This is a genomic window from Actinophytocola sp. NPDC049390 (assembly GCF_044466355.1).
Lineage (GTDB): Bacteria > Actinomycetota > Actinomycetes > Mycobacteriales > Pseudonocardiaceae > Actinophytocola.
Window position 1 is genome coordinate 177,171 of the sequence record NZ_JBITMQ010000017.1, and the last position, 23,686, is coordinate 200,856.

At 69.2% G+C, this 23,686-nt stretch carries 26 protein-coding genes; 16 read left to right on the forward strand and 10 right to left on the reverse strand.

Going from position 1 to position 23,686, the window contains the following annotated elements; all coding sequences use genetic code 11:
* Nucleotides 1–39: 39 nt before the first annotated feature.
* The 3 genes from ACIBVP_RS37925 to ACIBVP_RS37935 all read left to right on the forward strand — a co-directional run bounded on the left by ACIBVP_RS37925 (nucleotide 40) and on the right by ACIBVP_RS37935 (nucleotide 1,980).
* On the forward strand, nucleotides 40–276 hold the full coding sequence (locus ACIBVP_RS37925; RefSeq protein ID WP_396111309.1) for a hypothetical protein: 237 nt from the start codon (nucleotides 40–42) through the stop codon (nucleotides 274–276).
* A gap of 541 nt (nucleotides 277–817) precedes the next feature.
* The gene (locus ACIBVP_RS37930; RefSeq protein ID WP_396111310.1) at nucleotides 818–1,681 is read left to right on the forward strand and encodes a helix-turn-helix domain-containing protein; all 864 of its coding nucleotides are present in this window, start codon (nucleotides 818–820) and stop codon (nucleotides 1,679–1,681) included.
* 41 nt (nucleotides 1,682–1,722) lie between these two features.
* Entirely contained in the window at nucleotides 1,723–1,980 is a 258-nt protein-coding gene (locus ACIBVP_RS37935; RefSeq protein ID WP_396111311.1) for a DUF397 domain-containing protein, read from the forward strand.
* Nucleotides 1,981–2,149: 169 nt separating this feature from the next.
* Here the strand turns inward: ACIBVP_RS37935 and ACIBVP_RS37940 are convergent, their stop codons facing one another.
* The 5 genes from ACIBVP_RS37940 to ACIBVP_RS37960 form a co-directional block, all read right to left on the reverse strand.
* Nucleotides 2,150–2,992: a hypothetical protein gene (locus ACIBVP_RS37940; RefSeq protein ID WP_396111312.1), complete on the reverse strand. Its 843-nt coding sequence runs from the start codon at nucleotides 2,990–2,992 to the stop codon at nucleotides 2,150–2,152.
* Entirely contained in the window at nucleotides 2,989–3,849 is an 861-nt protein-coding gene (locus ACIBVP_RS37945) for a GNAT family N-acetyltransferase (RefSeq protein ID WP_396111313.1), read from the reverse strand. The genes ACIBVP_RS37940 and ACIBVP_RS37945 overlap by 4 nt, the downstream gene beginning before the upstream one ends.
* A 78-nt stretch (nucleotides 3,850–3,927) precedes the next feature.
* On the reverse strand, nucleotides 3,928–4,077 hold the full coding sequence (locus ACIBVP_RS37950; protein WP_396111314.1) for a hypothetical protein: 150 nt from the start codon (nucleotides 4,075–4,077) through the stop codon (nucleotides 3,928–3,930).
* A gap of 4 nt (nucleotides 4,078–4,081) precedes the next feature.
* Complete coding sequence (locus tag ACIBVP_RS37955) at nucleotides 4,082–5,206, reverse strand: radical SAM protein (RefSeq protein WP_396111315.1); 1,125 nt, start codon at nucleotides 5,204–5,206, stop codon at nucleotides 4,082–4,084.
* A gap of 35 nt (nucleotides 5,207–5,241) precedes the next feature.
* Nucleotides 5,242–5,484: a hypothetical protein gene (locus ACIBVP_RS37960; protein WP_396111316.1), complete on the reverse strand. Its 243-nt coding sequence runs from the start codon at nucleotides 5,482–5,484 to the stop codon at nucleotides 5,242–5,244.
* A 126-nt stretch (nucleotides 5,485–5,610) separates the two neighbouring features.
* Here ACIBVP_RS37960 and ACIBVP_RS37965 point away from each other — a divergent pair, with 126 nt between their 5' ends.
* The 3 genes from ACIBVP_RS37965 to ACIBVP_RS37975 are packed head-to-tail and all read left to right on the forward strand — an operon-like array spanning nucleotide 5,611 to nucleotide 7,203.
* Nucleotides 5,611–5,820 carry a hypothetical protein gene (locus tag ACIBVP_RS37965; RefSeq protein WP_396111317.1) on the forward strand — a complete coding sequence of 70 codons (210 nt, stop codon included), beginning with the start codon at nucleotides 5,611–5,613 and terminating at the stop codon, nucleotides 5,818–5,820.
* Entirely contained in the window at nucleotides 5,820–6,341 is a 522-nt protein-coding gene (locus ACIBVP_RS37970) for a DUF6879 family protein (RefSeq protein WP_396111318.1), read from the forward strand. Before ACIBVP_RS37965 ends, ACIBVP_RS37970 begins: the two co-directional genes overlap by 1 nt.
* A 16-nt stretch (nucleotides 6,342–6,357) precedes the next feature.
* Complete coding sequence (locus ACIBVP_RS37975) at nucleotides 6,358–7,203, forward strand: helix-turn-helix domain-containing protein (RefSeq protein ID WP_396111319.1); 846 nt, start codon at nucleotides 6,358–6,360, stop codon at nucleotides 7,201–7,203.
* 197 nt (nucleotides 7,204–7,400) lie between these two features.
* Here the strand turns inward: ACIBVP_RS37975 and ACIBVP_RS37980 are convergent, their stop codons facing one another.
* Genes ACIBVP_RS37980 through ACIBVP_RS37990 form a run of 3 tightly spaced genes read right to left on the reverse strand, consistent with a single transcriptional unit; the run spans nucleotide 7,401 to nucleotide 9,561 of the window.
* Nucleotides 7,401–8,042, reverse strand: coding sequence for a DUF5701 family protein (locus ACIBVP_RS37980; protein ID WP_396111320.1), 642 nt, complete (start codon nucleotides 8,040–8,042; stop codon nucleotides 7,401–7,403).
* Nucleotides 8,039–8,911 carry a virginiamycin B lyase gene (locus ACIBVP_RS37985; protein ID WP_396111321.1) on the reverse strand — a complete coding sequence of 291 codons (873 nt, stop codon included), beginning with the start codon at nucleotides 8,909–8,911 and terminating at the stop codon, nucleotides 8,039–8,041. The genes ACIBVP_RS37980 and ACIBVP_RS37985 overlap by 4 nt, the downstream gene beginning before the upstream one ends.
* Nucleotides 8,908–9,561 (reverse strand): CatB-related O-acetyltransferase, encoded by a 654-nt coding sequence (locus tag ACIBVP_RS37990; RefSeq protein WP_396111322.1) that lies wholly within the window; start codon nucleotides 9,559–9,561, stop codon nucleotides 8,908–8,910. Before ACIBVP_RS37990 ends, ACIBVP_RS37985 begins: the two co-directional genes overlap by 4 nt.
* A gap of 128 nt (nucleotides 9,562–9,689) precedes the next feature.
* On the opposite strand from ACIBVP_RS37990, the gene ACIBVP_RS37995 reads away from it, so the two are divergent.
* Both ACIBVP_RS37995 and ACIBVP_RS38000 read left to right on the forward strand, forming a co-directional pair.
* Nucleotides 9,690–12,386, forward strand: coding sequence for a helix-turn-helix transcriptional regulator (locus ACIBVP_RS37995; protein WP_396111323.1), 2,697 nt, complete (start codon nucleotides 9,690–9,692; stop codon nucleotides 12,384–12,386).
* Nucleotides 12,387–12,961: 575 nt separating this feature from the next.
* The gene (locus tag ACIBVP_RS38000; RefSeq protein ID WP_396111324.1) at nucleotides 12,962–13,342 is read left to right on the forward strand and encodes an Lsr2 family protein; all 381 of its coding nucleotides are present in this window, start codon (nucleotides 12,962–12,964) and stop codon (nucleotides 13,340–13,342) included.
* 60 nt (nucleotides 13,343–13,402) lie between these two features.
* Here the strand turns inward: ACIBVP_RS38000 and ACIBVP_RS38005 are convergent, their stop codons facing one another.
* Nucleotides 13,403–14,014, reverse strand: coding sequence for a hypothetical protein (locus ACIBVP_RS38005; protein WP_396111325.1), 612 nt, complete (start codon nucleotides 14,012–14,014; stop codon nucleotides 13,403–13,405).
* Nucleotides 14,015–14,097: 83 nt separating this feature from the next.
* Here ACIBVP_RS38005 and ACIBVP_RS38010 point away from each other — a divergent pair, with 83 nt between their 5' ends.
* Nucleotides 14,098–16,866: an MFS transporter gene (locus tag ACIBVP_RS38010; protein WP_396111326.1), complete on the forward strand. Its 2,769-nt coding sequence runs from the start codon at nucleotides 14,098–14,100 to the stop codon at nucleotides 16,864–16,866.
* On the opposite strand, the gene ACIBVP_RS38015 is transcribed toward ACIBVP_RS38010, so the two are convergent.
* Nucleotides 16,839–17,234 (reverse strand): winged helix-turn-helix transcriptional regulator, encoded by a 396-nt coding sequence (locus ACIBVP_RS38015; protein ID WP_396111327.1) that lies wholly within the window; start codon nucleotides 17,232–17,234, stop codon nucleotides 16,839–16,841. The genes ACIBVP_RS38010 and ACIBVP_RS38015 overlap by 28 nt on opposite strands.
* Nucleotides 17,235–17,655: 421 nt before the next feature.
* Here ACIBVP_RS38015 and ACIBVP_RS38020 point away from each other — a divergent pair, with 421 nt between their 5' ends.
* The 7 genes from ACIBVP_RS38020 to ACIBVP_RS38050 all read left to right on the forward strand — a co-directional run bounded on the left by ACIBVP_RS38020 (nucleotide 17,656) and on the right by ACIBVP_RS38050 (nucleotide 23,665).
* The gene (locus ACIBVP_RS38020; protein ID WP_396111328.1) at nucleotides 17,656–18,123 is read left to right on the forward strand and encodes a hypothetical protein; all 468 of its coding nucleotides are present in this window, start codon (nucleotides 17,656–17,658) and stop codon (nucleotides 18,121–18,123) included.
* A 431-nt stretch (nucleotides 18,124–18,554) separates the two neighbouring features.
* Entirely contained in the window at nucleotides 18,555–18,950 is a 396-nt protein-coding gene (locus tag ACIBVP_RS38025) for a hypothetical protein (protein WP_396111329.1), read from the forward strand.
* Between the two features lie 87 nt (nucleotides 18,951–19,037).
* Nucleotides 19,038–19,712 carry an SAF domain-containing protein gene (locus ACIBVP_RS38030; RefSeq protein WP_396111330.1) on the forward strand — a complete coding sequence of 225 codons (675 nt, stop codon included), beginning with the start codon at nucleotides 19,038–19,040 and terminating at the stop codon, nucleotides 19,710–19,712.
* On the forward strand, nucleotides 19,712–20,560 hold the full coding sequence (locus ACIBVP_RS38035) for a chromosome partitioning protein (protein ID WP_396111331.1): 849 nt from the start codon (nucleotides 19,712–19,714) through the stop codon (nucleotides 20,558–20,560). The genes ACIBVP_RS38030 and ACIBVP_RS38035 overlap by 1 nt, the downstream gene beginning before the upstream one ends.
* The gene (locus ACIBVP_RS38040) at nucleotides 20,557–21,939 is read left to right on the forward strand and encodes an ATPase, T2SS/T4P/T4SS family (protein WP_396111332.1); all 1,383 of its coding nucleotides are present in this window, start codon (nucleotides 20,557–20,559) and stop codon (nucleotides 21,937–21,939) included. Before ACIBVP_RS38035 ends, ACIBVP_RS38040 begins: the two co-directional genes overlap by 4 nt.
* Nucleotides 21,936–22,790: a type II secretion system F family protein gene (locus ACIBVP_RS38045; protein ID WP_396111333.1), complete on the forward strand. Its 855-nt coding sequence runs from the start codon at nucleotides 21,936–21,938 to the stop codon at nucleotides 22,788–22,790. Before ACIBVP_RS38040 ends, ACIBVP_RS38045 begins: the two co-directional genes overlap by 4 nt.
* Nucleotides 22,787–23,665: a type II secretion system F family protein gene (locus ACIBVP_RS38050; protein ID WP_396111334.1), complete on the forward strand. Its 879-nt coding sequence runs from the start codon at nucleotides 22,787–22,789 to the stop codon at nucleotides 23,663–23,665. Before ACIBVP_RS38045 ends, ACIBVP_RS38050 begins: the two co-directional genes overlap by 4 nt.
* Nucleotides 23,666–23,686 lie beyond the last annotated feature (21 nt).

Sequence of the window (23,686 nt, forward strand, 5' to 3'; positions counted from 1 at the left end):
GCTGTGCCATCGGCTTGGGGGAGTGGAGGCGCGAACACGATGGCCGGTCCGTGGCGTAGGTCGGTCATGGCGCGGTGCCATGCCGGAAGCGTCGCGCCGCAGTACCTTCGCCGCACGTTCTTCGCCAGCCAGCGACCGGCCATCCCCGAGTACGTCACGCCGCCGCACGCGCACCACTCGACAGCTCCCATGTGGTTGCCCGGCGTGGTGTCGATGGTCCACATCAGCCTGGACTGCGCCACACATCGGTGGTTCCTGCGCGGCGGGCGCACCTGATCCCAGGGAAGCCCGTTCCGGTGCAGCAAGCCGTTCATGACTGGGTCCGGCTGCCACTCGCCTCCCGGTTTCGGCAACCGGAGCCGGTGCGCGTTCATGCGGCGGCCTCCCCTCGCCCGGACTGCCGGAGGGGTGCGACCGTGCCCCTCTCGCCCTGTGGGTGAGCGAGAGGGGCACGGCGTGGGCCGCGCCACGAGGCGGTGGCCGCAGCGACTCCAAAGGGGGCGCTTCGATCGCTTCGGCCAGCCGCCGCCGATGCGGGTCGAGCCGGACGGGCGCACTGCACGCGCTGTCCCGCTGACAGTTGCTCCGCACCGTGGTCCATGGCGCGGCACATCCGAGGAAGCGGTGACGACGGACTGGGTATCGCGCTCACGGCGCTCGTGATCGCGGTGCTAAGTTCTGTGCGCATCGGTCACTGCTCCCTTCAAGCTGTGCTGATGCGACTGTAACTCTTGTACATAAGTTATGTACATGACTGAACGGGTGAATCCGTGGTTCACTGAACGTGATCCCGAAGCCCGGAAGGTGGAGGTAGTTCGTGGCGCAGCAGCCGCAACAGCAGAAGTTGCCCGCTCCGGTGATGAAGATCCTGTTGGGCCATGAGCTCGAGCGGCTGAGGAAGGCTGCCGGGTTCACCCAAGAACAGTCCGCTGAGGTGCTGCGGTGCACTCAGCAGAAGATCGCCTACATCGAGCGTGGCGGCGGGATCAAGCACCTCGAGTTGCAGGGCTTGCTGGACGCCTACCAGGCGAGCGACACCGACCGTGCCTACGCGGAGGACCTGCACAAGGAGAGCGATCACCGGTCCAAGCGCGGCGGGTTCCGCTCACGCTTCCAGCAGCACCTCCGGCTGCTGGTGGACATGGAGCCGACCTGTCAGCGGTTGTTCTCCCACCAGTCGAAGTTGGTCGACGGCTTGCTGCAGACTGAGAACTACATGCGCACTCTGTTCCGAGCGTGGCGGCCATCGCGCAGCCAGGACCAGATCGACAGCGATACGGATGCCCGTCTGGCCCGGCAGCGGATTCTTGACAATCCGGAGCAGCAGTTCTGGTTCATCATGGATGAGGCCGCGCTTCGTCGTTCTGCGGGCAGCAAGGAGATCATGAGGGAGCAGATCATGCGGCTGGTGGAGATCATCGATCGGCCGAATGTCGAGCTCCAGGTCGTGCCGTTCGACGTCGGCTACTACATGGGCCAGGCACACAGCTACACGATCTTCGGCTATGACACGAACCCACCGGTGGATATCGTCTATCTTGACCAGCACGACGGCGGCGAGTACGTGGACGACACCAGGCGGACACCCAAGTATCAGATCCTGTGGGAGCAGCAGAAAGCCGCTGCCATAGGGCCCGAGCAGACCCGGCGCTTCCTGCTCGAACTCGTTCGCTCGTTGTGATCACCGTTGGCACTGCACACCATCGGAAGGCACGACCCGACATGAACAGCGAACTTCCCGGTCAGGACAGCTTCGGCCGTTGGCGCAAGTCCTCGTTCAGTGAGCCCAACGGCGCTTGCGTCGAAGTCGCGTGGCGCAAGTCCTCCTTCAGCGAGCCCAACGGCGACTGCGTCGAAGTCGCCTTCAGCCAGGTGATCGTTGGTCTGCGGGACAGTAAGAACCCGGAGGGTCCGAAGCTGAACTTCGGCCACAGCCCCTGGCTTGCCTTCACGGCGGCCATTTCGAACGCCACGTCGTAGTTGAACTGCTTGGCAGGCCGCCAGCCTGGCGAGGACGCCGTGACTGATGGCCGACGGACCGAAGCGGATTCGGTGGAAGGTCGGTCAGGCAAGACCGCTAGGAGGCCGGGGCTTTGTTCTGCGCAGTTTGACCGACATCGGCGACCTCGACCGACGCCTGAGTCTGGGGTCAGAGTGTGTGTCGGTAGCTGTGCCAGGTCTGGGCTGCCGCGTGGAGCCGTTGTTTCCAGGGCTGGGGGTCGGCGTCCGCGATTTCTTCCCAGAGGCTGCTTTGCGCGGCGGTGAACGCGCTGACCTCAGCCGGGGCGACACGGTTCCAGGTAGGAGAACTGAGAGCCCAGGCTTCGGCGTCGTGTGGGGTGTGGCCTTCGGCGATGAGCCAGAGTGCGACGGAGGCGGTGTCGATCCAGGGGGCGCCTTGGCTGGGCCAGGACCAGTCGACGAGGTAGGCGAGGCCGTCGACGATGAGGATGTTGTGGGGGTTGAGGTCGGTGTGCAGCAGCCGGTCGCCTGCGAACACCTCAGGATCGACACCAGCTCGTTGGGCGGCGTCGGACCAGCGGTCGGTCACGTTGCGAGCGGTGGGTGGGGCGGTGATGGTGGCGAGCTTGGTGAGGGTTGTCGTGAGCAGGGGCAGGTCGGCTGAGCCGGGGGTGTAGTCGGCGCGGTGTCCGTCGAGGTGGTCGAAGGCGAGGAGGTGCCATCCGCTGGTCTCGAGTTCCCACCGCAGCCGGGGTGACAGGCCGGTGACGAGCGGGTTGATCTGGGCTTCGCGGCGGGCGGCGGTGGCTCGTTCGCTGCGTGTGCCTTTGAGGAAGATCGGGCCGGTGGTTGTGTCGATGCGGGCGGCGAAGGAAGAGTTCAGCCCGGAGGTGATCGGTTCGATCCGGTGCACGGTGTCGGTCTTCTGTGTGATGGCGTCGCGTACGTCGTGTGGTAGGTCGTCCCAAGTGGTGCGGGGTGTGCTGGGCGCCATGGCGTTGGCCGTGCCGCTGATCGAGCTGCTGGTCATGCGTGCACCGTGGTGGCGAAGCCGAGCGTGTGGAGTCCTTCGGACAGGAACAGCTGGTCGGATGCCTGGCCGAGTTGGGTTTGCAGGAGCTGGTAGGCGGCGCCGTGGCGGTGCCCCCAGTCCGCGGCGGCTCGCCAGAGCGCGCGCCCGTGCCCGTGTCCGTGGTGTTCGGGCAGCACGCCGAAGTACTGGGGGAGCAGCATCCGGGTCCCCTGTCGATCACGGAGGGTGTCGAGCGGGCCGATCGCGCCGACCATCTGGTCCTCGTCCCAGGCGACGAGGACCGGGCCGGTGACCCGGCCATCGGCGAGGCGTTGGCCGAGGAAACCGAACCCGTGCTCGGCCAGGCGGTCCGCGAGGACGAGAAACTCGGTCAGCTGGTCCGGGCGCAGCTCGCTGATCGGTGATGCTCCTGGCCTGGGGGAGGGGGCCTGGAACTCCTTGAGCAGGAGTCGGGTGACCCGGCCCTCGCGCACCGCAGGCTGCTGGTCGAATACGACAACCTGGCCGTGCGCGGCTTTGTGTACTCGACAGCTCACCCGCACGATCTTCTGCAGCTCCGGCAGGTCCGAATGGGCACCGTAGAAGAAGAGCTTGATCGTTCCCGCGCCTCGGCGGGACAGGACGGGGATGATCGTGTGCTTTGGCTGGTGCACGATCTCGTCCACGAGCGGCACCTCGGGTCGCTGGCGGTGCCACCGGCTGTGCTTGTCGTAGGGCAGCACCACGCCCTCGAGGGCGGCGGTGAGCACCTCGTCGAACAGGATGGCGTCGGCGAGGTCGGGGTGGACCGGGCCGAGGATGGGCACGTAGGGCACGGTCAGCACCTCGCGTAGCCAGTCGGCCCGGAACCGCATGGCGGGCAGGCTACCGGCGGGTCGATGGGTGCGGGGTGAGCACCGCCGTGGGACACGCCGATGCTCACCCGCGCGGGATCAGTACGGGTTGTCATCGCCGGCGTTGCAGCTGCACTTCGACGATTCGACGAGGGCGTCGAGGTCGTCGACGAACTCGATCTCGTCCGTTCCCGAGGCGGCTGGGGTGTCGGGTCGGCGGAACGTGATGTCGACCATGACGGCGGTCATCCGGTCACCTCCTCTGCTGGTCGCGGCGGTCGGGGCCGTGCTGGCAGTAAGAGGCCAGGGGTGCGTTGGCTTTGCGGTAGAGGGTGACCAGCGGCATGCAGGTGCCGCAGGTGCCCTGCAAGCCGCAGCCGGTGCAGCCGCCCTGCCGGAGCAGGAGCTTGTCGGCGATGGAGCGGAGGCGGGCGAGGCCGTCGACGCCTTCGGCCAGGAGCGGGATCTGCGGGTCGCGGCCGACCTTGCAGATGCTGGCCTGGCCGTGCGGGTCGACGTGGAAGAACGTGTGGCCGGCGTTGCAGCCGGTGAACGGCTTGCGTTTGCGCAGGTACTCCCGGGATTGGGCGGGCAGGCTTTCCGCGCCGCCGTAGATCGTGGGGGACATGTTGGAGAACACGTGGTGCGGCAGCCCGAGGCGGTCGGCCATGTCGATCATCGCGTCGTGTTCGTGGGCGTTGTGCTGGGTGACGATGAGGTTCAGGTTCAGCGGGAGCCCGGCCTCGTGCGCGGCGAGCAGGCCGCGCTGGAACTTGGCGAACGATCCGGGGCGGCGGGTGAGGCTGTCGTAGGACTCGGCGGTGGCGCCATAGACGCTGATCGTCAGCCGGTACGGCCGCAGGGTGGTGAGCAGGTCGAGGATTGACCGGTTGGGCAGGCGCGACCCGTTCGACGAGACGCTGATCATCATGCCCAGCTCGTAGGCGAGCCGGTAGACATCGGGGAACAGCTTGTCGATCAGTGGTTCGCCGCCGGTGAGCTGCAGCCAGAGCACGCCCGCGTCCCGCATCACGTGAAGGAGCCGTTTTCGGTCGGGCCAGGGCAGGCCATCGAACTTCTTCAGGGCGAGGTAGCAGTGTTCGCAGTCGTAGTTGCAGCCCAGGTTCAGCTCGTAGGAGGCGCGACCGTACCCGAACGGTGAGGCCTGCCGGACCAGCACGACCTCATCGACACGGCGACCGGCGAGCTGGAGGTCGGGCCAACGACGGCCGACCGCGTCGACCAGCCACGGCGGGCAGGGCGAGTTGGCGGCGGCGAGTTCCTTGAAGCGACGTTCGCCGATCCGAAGGCCCTGGGTGCTTCCCGGCCGCAGAAGCAGGTGGTCGTCCAGGAACGGGCTGGCGATGAGCGTGTGCATGCCGTGCCTCCGTGATCGGCGGGCGGTTCGGGGATTCACGACGCGGCGGAGCCGGGATGCTCGCGTGCTCGGTGTCTGTCCAGCCGGTCGGCCGCGTCGGCTTCGTCGTCGCCGAACACCGTCGTCTCGCAGTCGTCGCACGGAACCGGCACACGGGGACCGCGGCGTATCTGCTGTCGGTGATGCGCGGCGGTGCCCGCGAGGATCACCGCGCCGTTCGCCCACGCGGTGAACAGGTGCAGGAGGCCGACATCACGAGCCTTCGGCGGGTTGGTCATCGCTCATCCCCCAGAGCTCGTCGGCGCACCCCAACAAGTGTGAGCAAGTTTGAAGCATTTTTCAAGCAAGTTGAGCATGTACACTGGTCGCAGGCCACACCAGGTCCTCAGGAATGGAGCTAGCCCGTGAAGATCCGGCACCTCGGAACGGTCGATTCAGGCAAGTCCGGCTCGCCAACCGTGTTCGCCACAGACCGCGACACGCTGCTCATCCAGGGCTGGAAGGTGACCGACGAGGAGGCACTCACCGAGGCCCGTCGCCGTGGCCTGCCCGACCACGAGGACATCGTCGAAGTCCCCATGGACATCCTGCAGTTCCTGCCCACGGACCACTGATGCTGTCGCGCACCGAGTTCGAAGCCCTCTTCGACACCTTCACCGAGTCGGCGTGGCGGCTGGAGATCCAACCCGCCTACGACGAACCGGAGGAACGTGAACCGCTCCGCCGCTGGCTCGCCGGCGAGCCCGACGACCTCGAGTGGATCGCGGACTGGTGGGCATGGATCCGCGACATCACCAGTGCCGGGAAACGGTTCGGGCGCGTGCGCGTCCTGTACGACCCATCCACGGACTACCAACGCTACGAACTCAGCGTCCTGACCCCGCCCGCGGTCGAGGCCGGGGAAGACATCCGCATCCTGCCCGAGGCCCGCGCACGCGAGCTAGAGCTGCCGGAGCAGGACTTCTGGCTGTTCGACGACGCACGCGTGGCCGTGCTCCACTTCGGATCCGACGGTGTCGCGGGCGCCGAGCTCATCGAGGACACGGCGGCCGTCCGCCCGTTCCAGCAAGCGCGTGACCGCGCATGGGATGCTTCGGTCGCCTACCGAGAATGGGCACACGCGAACATCCCATGACCTGCTAGAGGACCCGGTGAACTACGAGACGCAGCGCCTGGAATTCGGCGACCGGCTCGCCGCGCTGCGCACACAAGCCGACCTCAAGCAGAAGGAACTCGCCGCCGCGCTCGGCTGGGACCCCACCAAGGTCAGCAAACTCGAGCACGGCAAACAGCTGCCCAACGACCGCGACCTCACCGACTGGCTGCGGATCACCGACGCAGACGATCACCTCGACACGATGCGCGACCACCTGCGTCGCCTGCGCATCGCACACGGCGCATGGCGACGCCAGGTACGCGGCGGGCATCGCGCCCGCCAAAAGCAGGACGCGCGAGAGGAAAGCGCGGCATCGGTCATCCGCGCGGTCGACATCATGGCCGTCCCCGGCCTACTGCAGATCGCCGACTACGCCCGAGCCGTCTTCCTGTCCCAAGCAGAACTGCTCGGCACCTCCGCCGACGACGTCGACGAAGCCGTCCGCGCACGCCTGCAACGCTCGCAAATCCTCTACGAACCCCGCCGCACCATCGAGATCCTCATCGCCGAATCAGCCCTGTCCACCGCGGTCTGCCCACCGAACGTCATGGTCGCCCAACTCGACCGCCTGACCACCGTCGTCGGGCTACCCGGCGTCAGATTCGGCATACTGCCCGCCTACCAGCAGCTCCCACACCTCGTGCCCACCGGATTCTGGATCGTCGACAACGAAGTCTTCGTCGAACACCCCGCCGGAGAACTCCGCATCGACGACGAAGACCAAGTCAGCACCTACAACAAACTCACCGACCGACTCTGGACCGCAGCACACGAAGGCGACAAAGCCCTACCAATCATCGCCGAGAACCGGCATCGGTGGGCGGACGTGTCCGACGAGTAACCATCGTGCTGGCGTTGCTGGCCGGTCCGCTGCTCGCTGGCTTGATAGATAGCATCGCAGAGCGCTGTCGTTGAGCGTGACGACGGGCCGGTCTCGAGGTCAGCCCGCGATGCGTTTCGGGGTTGGTCGGTGGGCGCGAAGCGTATGAGCGGAGCGCTTGGGCCCTGTGGTCGCTGCCGGCCGACGTGGCCGACCGATCATCGGCTGCGGGCGCGTGCGGAGGCCATGCCGAGCCAGCTGTGTGGGTTGCCTTGCCAGCACCAGCCGAGTTTGGGTGCGTGCTGGCTGATCCAGATGGCGGGGACACGGCGGTCGCCGGAGCGGGAACCGCCGAGGGAGAAGCACTTGTTCTTGACCAGGATCTCGGGGTGGTGGGTGATCAGCGCGACGCCTTCCTCGATCGTGAGGAGGGTACGTCCGCGGGACGCGATGGTGGCCATGGCGTCGTTGGGAACGACACCGCAGAACTCCTCGCCGCGTTCGATGTCGAGCAGCAGGTAGGCGCGCTGGTCGGCGACCCCGGTCTCCTCGATGGCGATGAATCGTTCGAGGGAGCCGGGTTCGAAGGAGCGGTCGACGAAACCGGGTTTGTCCTTGCCGTGCAGGGTCGTACAGGGCATCATCTGCTCGATCGGCACGACCTGGCGGGTGATCACGAGCAGGAACGGGACCCGGCCGTCGGCGGGCGGTGCGTGGTCGGTGGTCGTAGCGACCGCTCGCAGTGGGGTGACCAGGTCGGTGAACTCGTCGCGGGAGAGTCCGGCTAGCGTGGGGTAGTCCCGGTGGATCAGGTTGGCGAACTGCCGGTCGAACTCGACGGCCGGGTCGAAGGAGTTCACGGGGTTCCTCTCGGGTCGATGCGGGCCAGCGCGCCGGGTTCCAGTGCGATCCACATGGCGCGGTCGGGGCCGAGGGCGATGCCGTGTGGTTCGGCGCCCGGGGTGGGCAGGTCGTGGGTCTCGACCACGCCGTCGACGGTGATGGACCCGACGCGGTTGCCACCCCATTCGGTGAACCACAGGGCACCGTCGGGACCGGGGGTGATCGCGTGCGGACGGCCCGCGCGGTCCGGCAGCGGGAACTCCGTGATCTCACCGTCGGGGGTGATCCGCCCGATCTGGCCCGCGGCGATCTCGACGAACCACACCGCGCCGTCCGGTCCCGCGGCGATCCCGACGGGGGCGGCCGCCTCGGTGGGGAGCGGGTGGACGGTCACCGCGCCGCCGGTGTCGACGCGGCCGATGGCGTTGGCCTGGTTCATGGTGAACCACAGGGCGCCGTCCTGCCCCGCCGTGATCGCCGACGGGAACGCGCCCGTCGCCGGGAGCGGGAACTCGGTGACCTGTCCGCCGACCGTGATCCGTCCGATGTGGTCGGTGGCGGTCATGGTGAACCACAGCGCCCCGTCAGGCCCGGTGACGATGCCGAACGGGCCGCACTCCCGCAGCGGGAACTCGGTGACCTCGCCGCCGGTGGTGATGCGGCCGATCCGGTGGGCGTGGTACTCGGTGAACCACAGCGCACCGTCCGGGCCCGGCGTGATGTTCGTCGGCCCGCAGCCCGGGTCGAGCCGGTGGGTCTCCTGCTCGCCGCCGGGCACCAGCCTGCCGATCTGTCCACTGTGGACCAACGTGAACCACAGCGCGCCATCCGGACCGGTGGTGAGCGCGTACGGTCCGCCGCCCGCCACCGGGTACTCCTCGATCATGCCCTCTCCAGCCCGTGTTCGGCGGCGACGCGGGCGATGTCGGCGGGCGTGCCGGCCATGATGGTGCGGACGTGTTCGGTCACCAGCTCGGCCGGCCAGTCCCACCACGCGGCCCGCCGCAGCAGCGCGACGTCCGCGTCGTCGAAGCGCTGTCGGATCGGGCGGGCCGGGTTGCCGCCGACGACCATGTAGGGCGGGACGTCGGCGGTGACCAGGGAGCCCGCGGCGACGATCGCGCCGTCGCCGACCGTCACCCCGGGCATGACGGTGGTCTGGTAGCCGAACCACACGTCGTTGCCGACCACGGTGTCGCCCCGGCTGGGCATGCCGGTGACGATGTCGAGCGTCTTCTCGGCCCACCGACCGCCGAACATGGTGAACGGGTAAGTGGACGCGCCCATCGTGGGGTGCTCGGCGCCCGCCATCAGAAACCGGGCACCGGCGGCGATCGCGCAGTACTTGCCGATGACCAACCGCTCCGGTCCGTAGGCGTAGAGCACGTTGCGGTGCTCGAACTCGGTCGCGCCGTCCGGGTCGTCGTAGTACGTGTACTCGCCGACCTCGATCGTGGGCGAGCTGACCAGCGGTTTGAGGAACACCACCCGTTCGTGTGCCGGCAGCGGGTGGCGGGTCGTCGGATCAGGTGACAACGTGCGGCTCCTGGGTCGTCCCGGTCGAAGACGTCGACCACGCTACGGCCAGAGGCGACGTGCGGAATCTGTCACACCCTGCCGATGCGGGCCGGTTCTCGCCCGTCGGTTTAAGTACTGTCGCCCCCGTGCTGTACGGGCGGGAGGAGGAGATATCGGTCATCGACCGGCTGCTGGCCGCGTGCCGGGCCGGTCGGAGCGGGTGCCTGCTGGTCACCGGGGAACCCGGCATCGGCAAGACCGCGCTGCTGGAGTACGCGGCGTCGGCGGCCACTGACCTGCCGGTTCTGCGCAGCACCGGGATCGAGTCCGAGGCGCACCTTCCGTTCGCGGGCCTGCACCTGCTGCTGCGTCCCGCGCTCGACCGGATCGACGCCCTGCCCGCGCCACAGGCACGTGCCCTGCGTGGCGCGTTCGGGCTCGCCCCCGCCGAACCGGGTGACCGCATGCTCGTCGGCCTGGCCGTCCTCTCGCTGCTCGCCGACTTCGCCGACGGCACCCCCGCGGTCTGCCTGGTCGACGACGCGCAGTGGCTGGATCGGGCATCGGCGGAGGCGCTGCTGTTCGCCGCCCGCCGGCTCGACGCTGAGGGCGTCGCGTTGATCATCGCTGCCAGGCCGGCGTTCACCGCGCCCGGACTCACCCATCTGTCACTGAGCGGTCTCGACACAGGCGCAGCCGCCGGGCTGCTGGACGGGCACGCCGCAACGCTGTCCCCCGCTGACCGGAACCGGGTGCTGGCCGAGGCACAGGGCAACCCACTCGCCCTCCTCGAACTGCCCGCCGCACTCAGCGGCCGATCGCACGCGGGTGCCGGTCAGGCGCTGCCCATGACCGACGCGGTCCAGGCGGCGTTCCTCGACCAGGTACGGCGGCTGCCAGAGCCGACCAGGAACCTGCTGCTCGTCGCGGCGGCCGAGGACACCGGGCATCGCGACGTCGTCCTGCGTGCGGCGGCCACCCTCGGCTGCGGGCCGGCGGACCTGGTGCCCGCCGAAACGGCACGGCTGATCCGGGTGGACACCCACACCGTGCGCTTCCGCCACCCGCTGGTCCGGTCCGCCGTCTACCAGGCGGCACCCGTCAGCCTCCGTCTCCTGGTCCACACCGCCCTCGCCAACGCCCTCGACCACCCCGACGACGCCGACCGCCGCGCGTGGCACCACGCCGTGGTCGCCACCGGCCCCGACGAGCAGGTGGCCGCCGAGCTGGAGAGCACCGCCCGGCGCGCGGCGGCGCGCAGTGGATACGCCGCCGCGGCCGCAGCCTACGAACGGGCTGCCGAGCTGACTTCCCCGGGCGTAGACCGCGCTCGCAGGCTCGTGCTGGCCGCTGAAGCGGCCGCCGAGGAAGGCGACGTCGAACGTATGACCGCACTCGCCGCCGACGATGCCGACGACCCGGCGCTGGCCGTCCGCGTCATGCGGGTGCGGGCCACCGCGGCGTTCCACGCAGGGGCGCTCCGCACGGCCCACCAGCTCCTGACCGGGGCCGCCACGTTCGCGGACGACCCGCAACTGGCCACCCACCTGCTGCTCGACGCCGTGCACGCCGCCTGGTACCTCGGCGACCAGGAGATCACGGACACCGCGGACCAGCTGGACGCCGTACCGCTACCGCTCGGCGACCCGCTCAGGCACGTCGCCCGCCTGCTGACCACGGCTGTGCGGTCCGCGACCGAACAGGCCGACCACGACCCGCAGACCCTGGCACGGGTGATCGCGGACGCCGAGCGAACCGGGTTCGGCGGCCCGCACGACGCCATCCTCGTCGGTGCCACCAGCCTCCAGGCCGTCGGCCACGACACCACGGCACGTCAGGTGGCCCAGGAACTCCTCACCCGATGCCGCACCCACGGATGGCTCGGCCGCACTCCGCCCGTGCTCGCCTGCATGGCCAGAGCGTCGACGTTTCTCAGCCGGCACACCGACGCCTGGGACGAGGCGACCGAGGCATTGACCATCGCACAGGAACTCGGGCACCGGCAGTGGATCGCTGAAACCAGCGGCGTGCTGGCCTATCTGGCAGCGGTGTCCGGAGACGAAGCACGCTGCCACGCCCTGGCCGACGACGCGCTAGCCGCGCCCGAACCCGGCACGCCCCCACCCGGCATGTCCTGGGCCCAGTGGGCACTGGCCTTACTCGACCTCGGCAACGCTCGGTGGGAGTCCGCCCTCACCCGGCTCACGACCCTCCACACCGGACCGATGCGCCACCAGCTCCCCGGCCTGCGCAGCGTTCCAGACCTGGTCGAAGCCGCCGTCAGACTCGGAAGACCCGAGGCCGCTCGCGACCCGTTCGCCCGCCTCACGAACTGGGCACGGCAGGCACGCCAACCGTGGATCGACGCCAACGTCCACCGTTGCCGGGCGCTGCTCGCCCCCGACACCGACGCTGACGACCTGTACCGGGCCGCACTGGGACGCCATCCGGGAGACCGGCAGTTTGACCACGCACGCACCGCCCTGCTCTACGGCGAGTGGCTGCGCCGTGCCCGTCGCAAATCCGAGGCGCGCTCGCAACTACGCGACGCGTACGAGACGTTCCGCAGACTCGAGGCCACACGATGGGCAGCCCGAGCCCGCACCGAACTCGAGGCGACCGGTGAGACCGTGTCAGCACTCGAACGCGACGCCACGAGCGGAACCCTGGCCACGCTCACCCCACAGGAGCGGAAGATCATCCGGCTCGCCGCCCGCGGACTCTCCAACCGCGACATCGCAGCTCAGCTGTTCCTCAGCCCACGCACAGTTGGCTATCACCTCTACAAGGCGTTCCCGAAGCTCGGCGTCACCGCCCGTACCGAACTCACCGAACTGTGTTGAAGGAACAGGATCAGTGCCGAGTGGTCGTCTCACGCAGCCTTGCAAGTAAGCCGTGAGCACGGCTTGTAGCGCTTCGATCCTGGCCACCGCGAGCTTTCGGTTGTCACCACGGGCCGCGAAACGGCCCAGCACCCCGAAGCCGCACCCGGCGCCACTACGTTGGCGCAGCAACGCGGCCTGGCCGTCCTGGCCGCAGTGAGGTAGCTGCCCGTTTCCCCGTCGACCTGGACCGTGATGCGCGCCGATCCTCTCTGGCAAGAGCTCACAAAGACATCAATGGGTAATTCCTGCCACGCACCAGCATTGAGGGTGGCCTCGTCGGGCCCGCAGAGGTCCGCATCCGGTTGCTCGCGTGTTGACGTGCGCCTCTTGAGTCCCGGATCGGCTGGCGGTCATAGCCGCGCTTCCTGTCAGTGATGTCTGTCGCGTTGGGAGCTGAAATTCGTTCGTGGACGGACATACAGGGTTTCGCATATTTAGGATGTTCTCGAGGTTCCGGCTCCTGATACTGTTATGTTGTATGTGACGCGTACGCCCCACGTATAGTGCGCATGGCTCTGTGTGAAAGTAGGAAAATGGCTCAAAAAGTTCTGGTGCAGCTGGTCGACGACCTCGACGGCACCTCGTCAGAAGATGTGTCCACTGTCTCGTTCGGACTTGACGGCGCGGAGTTCGAGATCGATCTCAGCGCATCGAACGCGAACAACCTCCGTAAGACGTTGGAGGAGTACGTCGCCAATGCGCGTCGAACTGGTGGCAGGAAGCGGCGGGTTGCGTCGCCCGGCCGGCTGGCTAACCAGAGTGAGGCCAGCGAGATTCGAGAATGGGCGAACGAGAACGGCTACGAATTGGCTGCCCGGGGACGGATACCAGGGCATGTTGTCGAGGCCTACAAGGAGGCCAAAGTGGCGGGACAAAAGCCGTTGACGGGGAAGGCGTCTCGCAAGCGGAAGTGACGATTCCCGCCGGGTGCTCCCGTGCCCGGCGGAATCAACGCGGGTCCCGGACGCCATCTGCTACAGCAGCAAGGCGGCAAAGGCGCCTGCGAGCATGCCAGGCCCATGGGGAATGGTCGTTCGCCGTCTGCACCATGCGGCACTGATTGCGCCTGTAGCGAGGAACCCCAGCACTGTGCCCGCCAACAGGGCAGACCACCCATGCCATCCGAGCACGCCGCCGACGAGAAACGCCGCCCGGACATCACCGGCACCGAGGCCGCCTCGACTCGCGAGCGCGACACCGAGGTAGCCGCCGACCAGTGCGATGGCACCAACGGCCGCTCGCGACAGGCGGCACATGTCCGCGCCATCGCCTATCTCCTCCGTGGCGAAGAGTGCCGCGACGGCTGCGCACGTGGGCCACACCAGTGTTCGGGGCAACCGCTGGACCAGGACGTCGACCGTCCCGAGCAGCACGCCGACGGAACCGAACACGGTCAGCGCCACCATCGCGGGTGTTACGGAGTACCGGTGCGCGAGGACGGCACAGGTGACCGTTGTGGTCATGGCGATCACCAGTCGGTAGAGCCTGCGGTCAGGTACTGCGGCGAGTCGGGCTGCGGTCGGGGCGAGCGTCGCGCCCACGGCCAAGCCGAGCACCGCCCACATCAGCACATGCAACGTGTTCATGGCTGGCCCGGACTCTCTCCGCAGGCTGTTACTGAACGTGATTGTGCCTCCACCGTTCGGGTACACCTTGCCGTAACGGGTCCATGACCTGCGATGAAGCACCTAACGTCGATTGTCGGGGTGGGGAGTTCGGGGCGATCTATGTAGTGCGCGGGTTCGGGGGAGCTATGACAGGGGAGACCAAGATCGGGCTGTTGGCGCCGCTGCGTGCCCGGGAGTTCCGGTACTTGTGGGGGGCCGAGCTGGCGTCGGTGGCCGGTGACCAGCTGGCGCGTGTGGCGCTGGCCGTTCTCGTGTACGCGCGGACCTCGTCGGCGTCGCTGACGGCGTTGACCTACGCGTTGACGTTCGTGCCCGCGATCATCGGTGGACTGTTGCTGTCCGGGCTCGCGGACCGCTTCCCTCGCCGTCAGGTGCTGGTGGTTACCGATCTGGTTCGGGCGTTGCTCGCGGCGGCGATGGCCGTTCCTGGGCTGCCGCTGCCGGTGCTGTGGGGTTTGGTGGCGGTGCTCAGCGCCGCGGCGGCACCATTCAAGGCTGCCCAGCTCGCGGTGCTCCCACAGATCCTGACCGACAAGGCGCTCTACCGTGCCGGGCTCTCGTTGCGGCAGGTCACCACACAGACTGCGCAGGTCGTAGGGTTCGGTGCCGGTGGTGTGCTGATGACGGTGCTCGAGCCGCACCTGGCGCTGCTGGTCAACGCGGCGACGTTCGCGATCAGCGCGGTACTGGTCATGACGGGAGTGCGTGCTCGTCCGGCCTCGGTAGACGCCGCCGTCGATTCCCAGGCATCTGGCGCCAGTGCAACGGCACCGGTGTGGCCGGTATTCGCCTTCGCGGCCCTCATCGGCCTGTATGTGGTCCCGGAGGGGCTCGCCGCGCCGTATGCGGACCAGTTGGGGCTGCTGGCCGTCGGAGCGGGCGTGCTGATGGCTGCGGACCCGGTGGGCAGTGTGCTCGGCGGGTGGCTCGCGCCACGAACCGGGATGCGCAGCTCGATCGGGACCGCGACGTGGCTGGCGGTGGCGGCGGGGCTGCCGCTGGTGTTCTGCGCGCTGGCACCCGGTCTGATCGTGTCCGCTGTGTTGTGGGCGGTGTCCGGTGCCTTCTCGACGTTGCTGATCGTGCAGATCCAGGAGTTGGTCGTCCAACGGGTACCTGACGCTCGCCGCGGCGGGGTGATGGGCCGGTTGTCGACGACGCTGTACTCGTCCCAGGGGCTGGCCATCCTGGGCGGTGGCGTGGTCGCCGAGGCTTTCGACGCGTACCGCGCGGTGGCCGTAGCGGGCATGTTGGCGATCGTGCTGGCCGCCCTGGTGGGGGCAGTGGTGTGGGTGGCTCGTTCCCGGCCGGCGAGTGCCGGGAACGAGCTTGACGTGAAAGCTGTTCATCACAGGTCCTTGTTGGCCACGTCGGGCACCTCCTCCCCAGGTACGGACTGCCAGCCCAATCCCGGAGTCGAGGAAGTGGTGGGCGACCAGGGATCAGGTGGAGACGCAATTTCGCCGTTCACCAGTGCAACACATCCTCGGGGCCCAGGTGAAGGCCGGAATCGCCGCCGTCGGTCACAGGGTGGTCCGTGGCGTATCTGGACCCTGCCTTCTCGACCGCGGGCATTCCTGGTCGGGGTGGAATTCGCGGCGGTCGTGACGACCGTTGTTCTCGCGTTCCGCTACCCGGTCACCGCCGAGGCGACGAGGAACTTCGCGGTCATCGTCGGCATGGGAATTCTGGTGGCCGAGGTCACCAAGCGAGTCGAGCGGATGCGCCGCCGGTTCTCCGACACGCCGCACGTGAACATGAGTTCGGTGTGGACATTCTCCGCGGCGCTGGTCACCTCGCCCGCCCTCGCGGCAGCCACGACCGTTGTGCTGTACCTGCACCTGTGGCGGCGCAGCTGGCGGGAGATCACTGGGATGCACCCGTTCCGGGTGGTGTTCAGCGTGTGCGCGGTCGTGCTGTCCTGCCACGCCGCGTTCCTGCTCAACGAATGGCTGCCCGGGACGTTGCCGGTCGACCTCGGCGGTCCGCTCGGGATCCTGGCCTTCGTGCTGGTGATCGTCGTCTACTGGACGGTGAACTCCACTTTGGTCGGTGTGGCGATCGCGTTGCTGCGCTCGGACCGTTCGATCGGTCGGCTCGTGGGCAGTTGGAGCGAGAACGCCATCGAGTACGCCACCCTGGTCTTCGGCGCGATCGTCGTGCTGGTGTTCGCGTTCTACCCGTGGGCTGTCACGCTCATGCCGCTCCCGCTCTACGTGCTGCATCGCAGCATTCTGGTCCGCCAGCTCGAGCACGACGCGACGATCGACGACAAGACCGATCTGCTCAAAGCCGGAACCTGGCAGAGCCTCGCATCCAGAGAGGTCGAGCTGGCCCAGCAGCACGGCACCGGCCTGGGTGTGCTCATGGTGGACATCGACCACTTCAAGGGCGTCAACGACCGCTTCGGCCATCTCGTCGGCGACAAGGCCCTGCGCGCGGTCGCCAACGCGATCAGGAGCTCGGTCCGCAGCACCGACCTCGTGGGCCGGTTCGGCGGCGAGGAGTTCGTCGTCCTGCTGGTCGGGGCCGACCACGCGGGTAGCGTGGAGACCGCGAAACGGATCTGCGAACGGGTGCGTGCGGTGCGGGTCGAGGACGCGCTCACCGGGGCGACCTACCCCGACCTTCGCCTGAGTGTGTCGATCGGCGTAGCCGCTTTGCCGGACAACGGCGTCGACCTCAACGAACTGTTGCACGGTGCCGACGAGGCTCTGTTCGCCACGAAGGACGCCGGACGTGACGGCGTGCGCGCGGTGCGGCCCTCGGCGAGCAGTGCGGGTCACGAAGCCGGCGCGTCGCCCATCTGACGCAGCCGCGCGTACCGATTCTCCTGTGCCCACTCGGCCAACGGACGCAACGCACGGAGCAACGACCTACCGGTCGGCGTGAGCCTCCACCACGTCGCCGCGCCGAAGTCGCTGCCCTCGGTACGTTTCTCGATCAGACCGTCCTCATGCGCTCGCTGCAGCGTGTCCTCCAGCACGCGATCGGTGAGCGGCCGGGCGTGCGACACGCGGCCGGCCCGCTCGTCGACCTCGTTGATCGCCGGGAGCAAGTCCTTGCGTCGTATCTCGCCCAGCGCGAGTGCGGCGAGGACCGCGACTGTCCACTGGCCACGCAACAACGCCAGCACATCTTCTACGCCCTGCCTGTACGGAACGTCCCACCCCTCCATGAACATCACCTAACACGAACTGCCGCCAACCCCGCCACGCGGACGTCACTTTTGTTCTGTGCCGGTGTTCGGTGGGCATTAGCCCGATCGAGTGAGAATCCCTGGACTGAGGCCACACTCAGTCGAGAACTGTCCTTGCACTCAGGCGAAACCCCGCCGGTACTCGTGGGATATCCAGGCGGACTGCCTGGAGACGCAATGAGGGATTGCGCGGTGGCCACACCCCCTGACCCGCCTCGCCACCGGGTCGGCCACCGCGCAATCCCGCGGAATCTCCGCGGAGGGGCAAGCAGTGGAAACACGAACTTCAATCGCGGTATCGCCGCGGATTACTGGTGCAGCTGCACGTGCAGTCGCCGTTGCGGTGTTCGCGTCCGTGGTCGCGTGCAGCCCTGAGACGTCGGTCGTCACGCAGACGACCGTGTCCGTCCCGTCGTCATCGCCGGAGTCGTCGTTCTGGAAGCCGTCGGAGGCCGAGATCGCGGGGAAGAAGGCCGTTGAGGTGTACCTGGGGATGTGGCGGAACATGGCCACGGCGGCGCGGACGTCGAATTGGCAGTCGCCATTGTTGAGCCAGTTCGCCACCGGCACCGCGCTGACCACGATCTCGCGGGGCTTGTACACCGATCATCAGAACGGGCTCGTGACGCTGGGCGAGCCGAAGCTCTCGCCGTCGGTTGCCGGGGTGGAACCCGAAGACGCCCCGACCTTGGTGCGGATCTCCGACTGCGGAGATTCGACGAACTGGCTGAAGTACGACGCGAAGACCCGCCTGGCCGCGGATGACGGTCCGGGTGGCCGCCGGTCGATCAGCGCGGTGGTGACTAAGCAGGCCAGTGGCCAGTGGATGGTGTCCGACTTCGCGGTGAAGGCGGTGGGCACATGCTGACGCGAACCGTCGCCCTCGGGGGAACGATCACGCTGGCGGTCCTCGTGGTGCCTGGTGTGGCGTGGGCGGACGGATGGGGGACGGTGGACTGCGGCCAGGCACCGACTCCGCAATGCCAGCTCGAGGCTGGAACGTCCGCGTCGCCGCCGACCAAGCCGGGTGCGGAGGCGGCGGTTCCGAAGCCGGGCGGAAGCACGGCAGGGAATCAGCCAGCGTGTGAGTACACGCCGAGCGCGTTCGAAGGATTCCCTGGCACGCCGGGATGGCGGCCGCCGGGCATCTGGTACGAGGGCGCCTGCTCGTTGACCGGAGTGATCCGTCCACCGGTTCAGGTGCCGAGTGTCGCCCCGGAGGATGTCGCACGGCTGGCGCGGGATCAGCTCGGGTTGCCGAGTCCGCGGTTGGCGTCGAGTCCAGCGGGGGAGCAGCTGGTGCAGCTGCCGACCTGGTTGTGGCTGGCCGATGGCTGGGAGACGGTGACCGCGACCGCCTCGGTGCCGGGGGTGTCGGTGACCGCCACCGCCAAGCCGGAGTTGGTGACGTGGTTGATGGGTGACGGCGCGATCGTCACCTGCCACGGGCCCGGTACCAGGTTCCGGGCCGGGATGGACCCACGATCCGGGTCGCCGGACTGCGGGCACGTCTACCGCCGCTCCTCCGCGTCCCAGCCCGGTGGTGTCTACCTGGTGCAGGCGACGGTCCGCTGGTTGGTCTCCTGGGCCGGAGCCGGGGACTCCGGGGTGTTCCTGCCGATGACCACTACCAGCACCGTCGAGCTTCGGGTGGCGGAGTCGCAGGCACTCAACACGGTGCCCGGCCCGCGCTGACCCCGTTCTTTCAGTAGTCCGTTCTGCCGTCGCGAGCACGCCACGTCGTGTGCTGGCGCGATAGCCCATACCCATTTTGGAGTGATCATGACTGCAACACCTGTTCGTTCGCTGCTCGGCGGCACGAGCGCGGAGGCACCGTCCCGGTTCCGGAATCGCAGCCGCCGGTCGATGCCGCACCTCGTGGTCGGGGCCCTGCTGGTGACCTCGTGCACCGCCGGCGGGATCTGGTGGTCCCACTTCGCGGGCGAGCGTGAGCCCGCTCTGGTCGTGGCGCGCCCGCTCACCTTGGGTGCGGTCCTGGAACCGGGGGATCTGCGGGAGGTCAGAGTCGCGCTCGACGGCCCGGTCGACGCGGTCCCGGCCGCCGAGGTGTCCCGCGTGGTGGGGCAGCGGGTCGCGGTGAGCCTGCCCGCCGGGGTGCTGCTGCCTCGTGGCGCGCTCGGCACCCCGACGGGCCCGGGGGAGGGGCGAGCGGTTGCTGCGCTCGCGCTCGGGCCTGGCCAAGCGGCGCCGGACCTCGTCGCCGGGGCCGCGGTGCTGGTCGTGCTCACCACCGGCATCACCCCCACGCCCGGCGACCTGGGGTCGGCGCCTGGTTCGGCGTGGCCAGGTCTGGTCACCAGCGTCACCGCGACGGCTGGTGCGGGGGAGGCGACCCGGGTGGTCGCGGTCGACCTGGACGAGGACGACGCCCGCCAGGTTGCCGCCACTCCGACGGGTCGGCTGTCGCTGGTGATCGTGCCCGGGGGTGAGCGGTGATGGTGATCGCGATCGGCTCGGTGAAGGGCTCGCCCGGGGTCACGACGCTCGCGGTGGCGCTCGGCGCCTGCTGGCCGGCGCCGGGGCACCCGGTGATCGTGGAGTGCGATCCGTCCGGCGGCAGCCTCGCCGCCCGGTTCGGGCTGCGGACCGCGCCCGGCTTGGTCAGCTTGACCGCGGCGGCCCGGCAGGACCCCGATCTCGCGTTGTTGTGGGCGCACACCCAGCCGCTACCCGGCGGGCTCCCGGTGGTGGTCGCGCCGCCCGGTGGCGACTACACCCGCGCCGCGCTGGCCACGCTGCTCGACGCTCGCCGCCAGGCAGTGCCGGTCCTGCGTGGCGCCACCGCACGCCCGGGCGCGGTGGTCATCGCCGACTGCGGCCGCCTCGACGCCGGTTCACCCGGCGTCACGATCGCCCGCGAGGCCGACCGTTTGCTGCTGCTGGCGCGCCCGCGCCCCGACGAGCTGTCGCATCTGGCGGCCGCGCTGTCGATGGTCGACCTGTGGGCCATGCACCCGAGCCTGGTGCTCGCCGGGACCGGCTACCCGCCGGCCGAGGTGACCCGAGCGTTGGGCGTGCAGGTGCTGGCGACGATTCCGGACGACGAGTCTGGCGCGGCGGCCTTGACCGGGATGCCGGGACGCCGTCGCGATCCTGCCCGCTCCGGCCTCGGCCGCGCCGCGCATTCCCTTGCCAATGCCCTGCTCGAAACCGCGCGCCCCCGTGATCACGCCGAGTTGATCGAGCGCCCCGCCGCGCCCGGATCGCTCCAGCACAACCACCCCTGGCCACAGGGTCGGCAGCTACCACCACGCAACGGTGCGAAGTTGGAGGACCGGCGATGACCCGCACCAGCCTCCAGCCCGTCCTGGCCGCACCCGCGCCATGGACCGGCCTCGAGGACACCCCGGCCAGCAGGCTTCGCGCTCGGCTACGTGAAACGCTAGCCCGGGACCTTCCGGGCCGGGTCGACACCGTCCAGCAAGACGGAAAGGGCCCGCTGCCTGTCGAGGAGCGTCGGGAACTGGCACGGCACCTTCTCGCCGACGCGCGGCGGGAGCACAGCGAGGCCGAACTGCTCGCGAACCGTGTCCTGCCCGATCCCTCTACCGAGGAGCGGGTGGTCGCCGAGGTCCTCGACGAGCTGTTCGGCATGGCCGGGCTGCAGCCGCTGCTGGACGACCCGGACATCGAAACGATCAACATCAACGGCTGCGACCGGGTGTTCGTCAAGTACACCGGCGGCCGCCGCGCCCGCCTCGGCCCGGTCGCCTTGTCCGACGCCGACCTGGTCGACCTCATCCGGACCCTCGCCGCCCGCGCCGGTAGCGAAGAACGCCGGTTTGACCGCGGCAGCCCCGCGGTCAGCGTCCAGCTGCCCTGCGGGGAGCGCCTGTTCGCGGTCATGGCGCTGACCGCCGGAGGCCGACCGGCGTTGTCGATCCGCCGCCACCGGTTCCGCACCGTCACCCTCGGGGACCTGTCCGGGCTGGGAACCGTCGATGTTGGGCTGCGCACGTTCCTCGCCGCGCTGGTGCGGGCCCGCCGCAACATCCTGATCACCGGCGGCACCGACCTCGGCAAGACCACGATGCTGCGCGCGCTCGCCAGCGAGATCGACCCGAACGAACGCCTGATCACGATCGAGGACGCGTTCGAACTCGGCCTCGACCACGACGCGGCCTCGCACGCCGACGTCGTCGCCCTGCAAGCCCGGGAACCGAATGTGGAAGGCGAAGGCGCGCTGTCACAGGCGGATCTGGTGCGGTGGGCGCTGCGGATGACCCCGGACCGCGTCATCGTCGGCGAGATCCGCGGACCCGAGGTCATCCCGATGTGCCACGCGATGTCCCAGGGCAACGACGGCTCGATGGCCACCCTGCACGCCTCGTCCTCGGCCGCGGCGTTCCCCCGGCTGGCGGCCTATGCCGCCCAGGAAGGGTTCACCCACGAGCAAACCAACCTGCTCGTCGCCACCTCGGTGCACTTCGTCGTCCACCTCGAGCACGCCCGCGATACCGGGGTTCGGGTGGTGTCGTCCATCCGCGAGGTCGTCGGCGCTGAGGGCAACCAGGTGATCTCCAACGAGGTCTACCGCCCCGGCCGCGACAACCGCGGCTACCCGGTCCCTGGCGCGCTGCGTACCGACACGCTCGACCGGCTCGCCCAGGCCGGGTTCGACCCCGCGCTGCTCGACGGCCCCGACGACTGGTGGGTCCGATGACCACACCAACGTCCGCGTGGGGCGCGGTCCTGGGCGTCGGTCTCGGGCTCGGTGCCTGCCTGATTGCGCTCGGCTGCCGGACACGGCACAGCGAACAGCACCGGAGGTCCCGAGAGCGACGCGACGGGCGGCGGCTCGCCGCCGCTGCAGTCGCCGGGGTCGCCGCCGGGGTGGTGACTGAGTGGGTGGTCGCTGCCGTCCTGGTCGGCGTCGCCGCCTGGTGCGTGCCCGCGTTCCTGGCCCGGAACCGGGAGCAGGCCCGTCAGGTCGCGCGGATCGAGGCGATCGCCGGGTGGGCGGAGTTGCTGCGGGACACCCTCGCGGGCGCGGCCGGGCTCGAGCAAGCCATCCTCGCCAGTGCCCCGGTCGCACCCGCGGCGATCCATCCCGAGATCAACGCCCTTGCGCTCCGGCTGGAGGCCGGCCAGCGGCTCGCCCCGAGCCTGCAACAGTTGGGCGACGACCTCGCCGACCCCACCGCGGACCTCGTCATCGCCGCGCTTCACCTAGCCGCCACCCAGCACGCCCGCAACCTCGGCGACCTCCTTGGGTCCCTCGCCGCCGCGGCTCGGGACCTGGCGTCGATGCGGCTGCGGATCGACGCCGGCCGAGCCCGCACCCGGACCAGTGTCCGGATCATCATCGCCACCACCACGGCGTTCGCTGGGCTGCTGGTGACGTTCAACCGTGGCTACCTCGCCGCCTACGACACCGTGACCGGCCAGCTCGTGCTCGCCCTCGTCGGCAGCCTGTTCGCCGCCGGATACGCCGGGCTGGTGAAGATCACTGCGGTCACCCCGCCCGCTCGCCTCCTCGCACCCGCCACACCACTTACCGGGGGTGGGGCATGACCGTCATGATCGTCCTTGGGGTCGGCGCCGGGCTCGGCCTCGCGCTGCTCGTCGTCTGGCTGGTGCCACCAGCCCCCGCACTCGGTCCGCAGCTCGCGCGCCTCACCGCCCCCGCCACTCCGCCGACCGACACCACCAGCCGCTGGCCGCTGCTCGGCCCGCTCATCCGGCTTCTGCGTGCCGCGGGACTACCGGGCCGCCGACTTCGCAGCGACCTCGCGATCCTGGACCGGCCCGTGCCCGATCACCTCGCGCAGAAGGCAGCGCTCGCACTCGCCGGGCTGCTCGTGCCGCTGCTCGCCGCCCTCACATTCGCGACGCTGGGTATCGATACCGGCATCCGTGTGCCCGTTCTCGCCGCGGCCGCCACCGCCGCGGCAGGGTTCCTGATCCCCGACCACCGCGTCCGCACGCTCGCAGCACGACGCCGGCGCGACTTCCGGCATGCCCTGTCCTCGTTCCTCGACCTCGTCGTCATCTCCTTGGCTGGCGGCGCCGGTGTCGACAGCGCCCTCACTGCCGCCGCCAGCACCGGCCACGGCTGGGCCTTCACCCAACTGCGCCGCGTCCTGGCCGCCGCGCGCCTCACCCGCACCACACCCTGGGACACACTGCGACAGCTCGGCTGTGACCTCGACATCCCCGAACTCGCCGAACTCGCGGCCTCCGTGGCACTCGCCGGGACCGAAGGCGCCACCGTCCGCCAATCCCTGCAAGCCAAAGCATCCGCCCTCCGCACCCGGCAGCTCACCGACGCCGAAGCCGACGCCAGCGCCGACACCGAACGCATGAGCCTCCCGGTCATGGCCCTGTTCCTCGGGTTCCTGTGCTTCATCACCTACCCGGCCATGACCCAGGTCCTCACCGGCTTCTAACCGCACGATCCAGAAAGGACC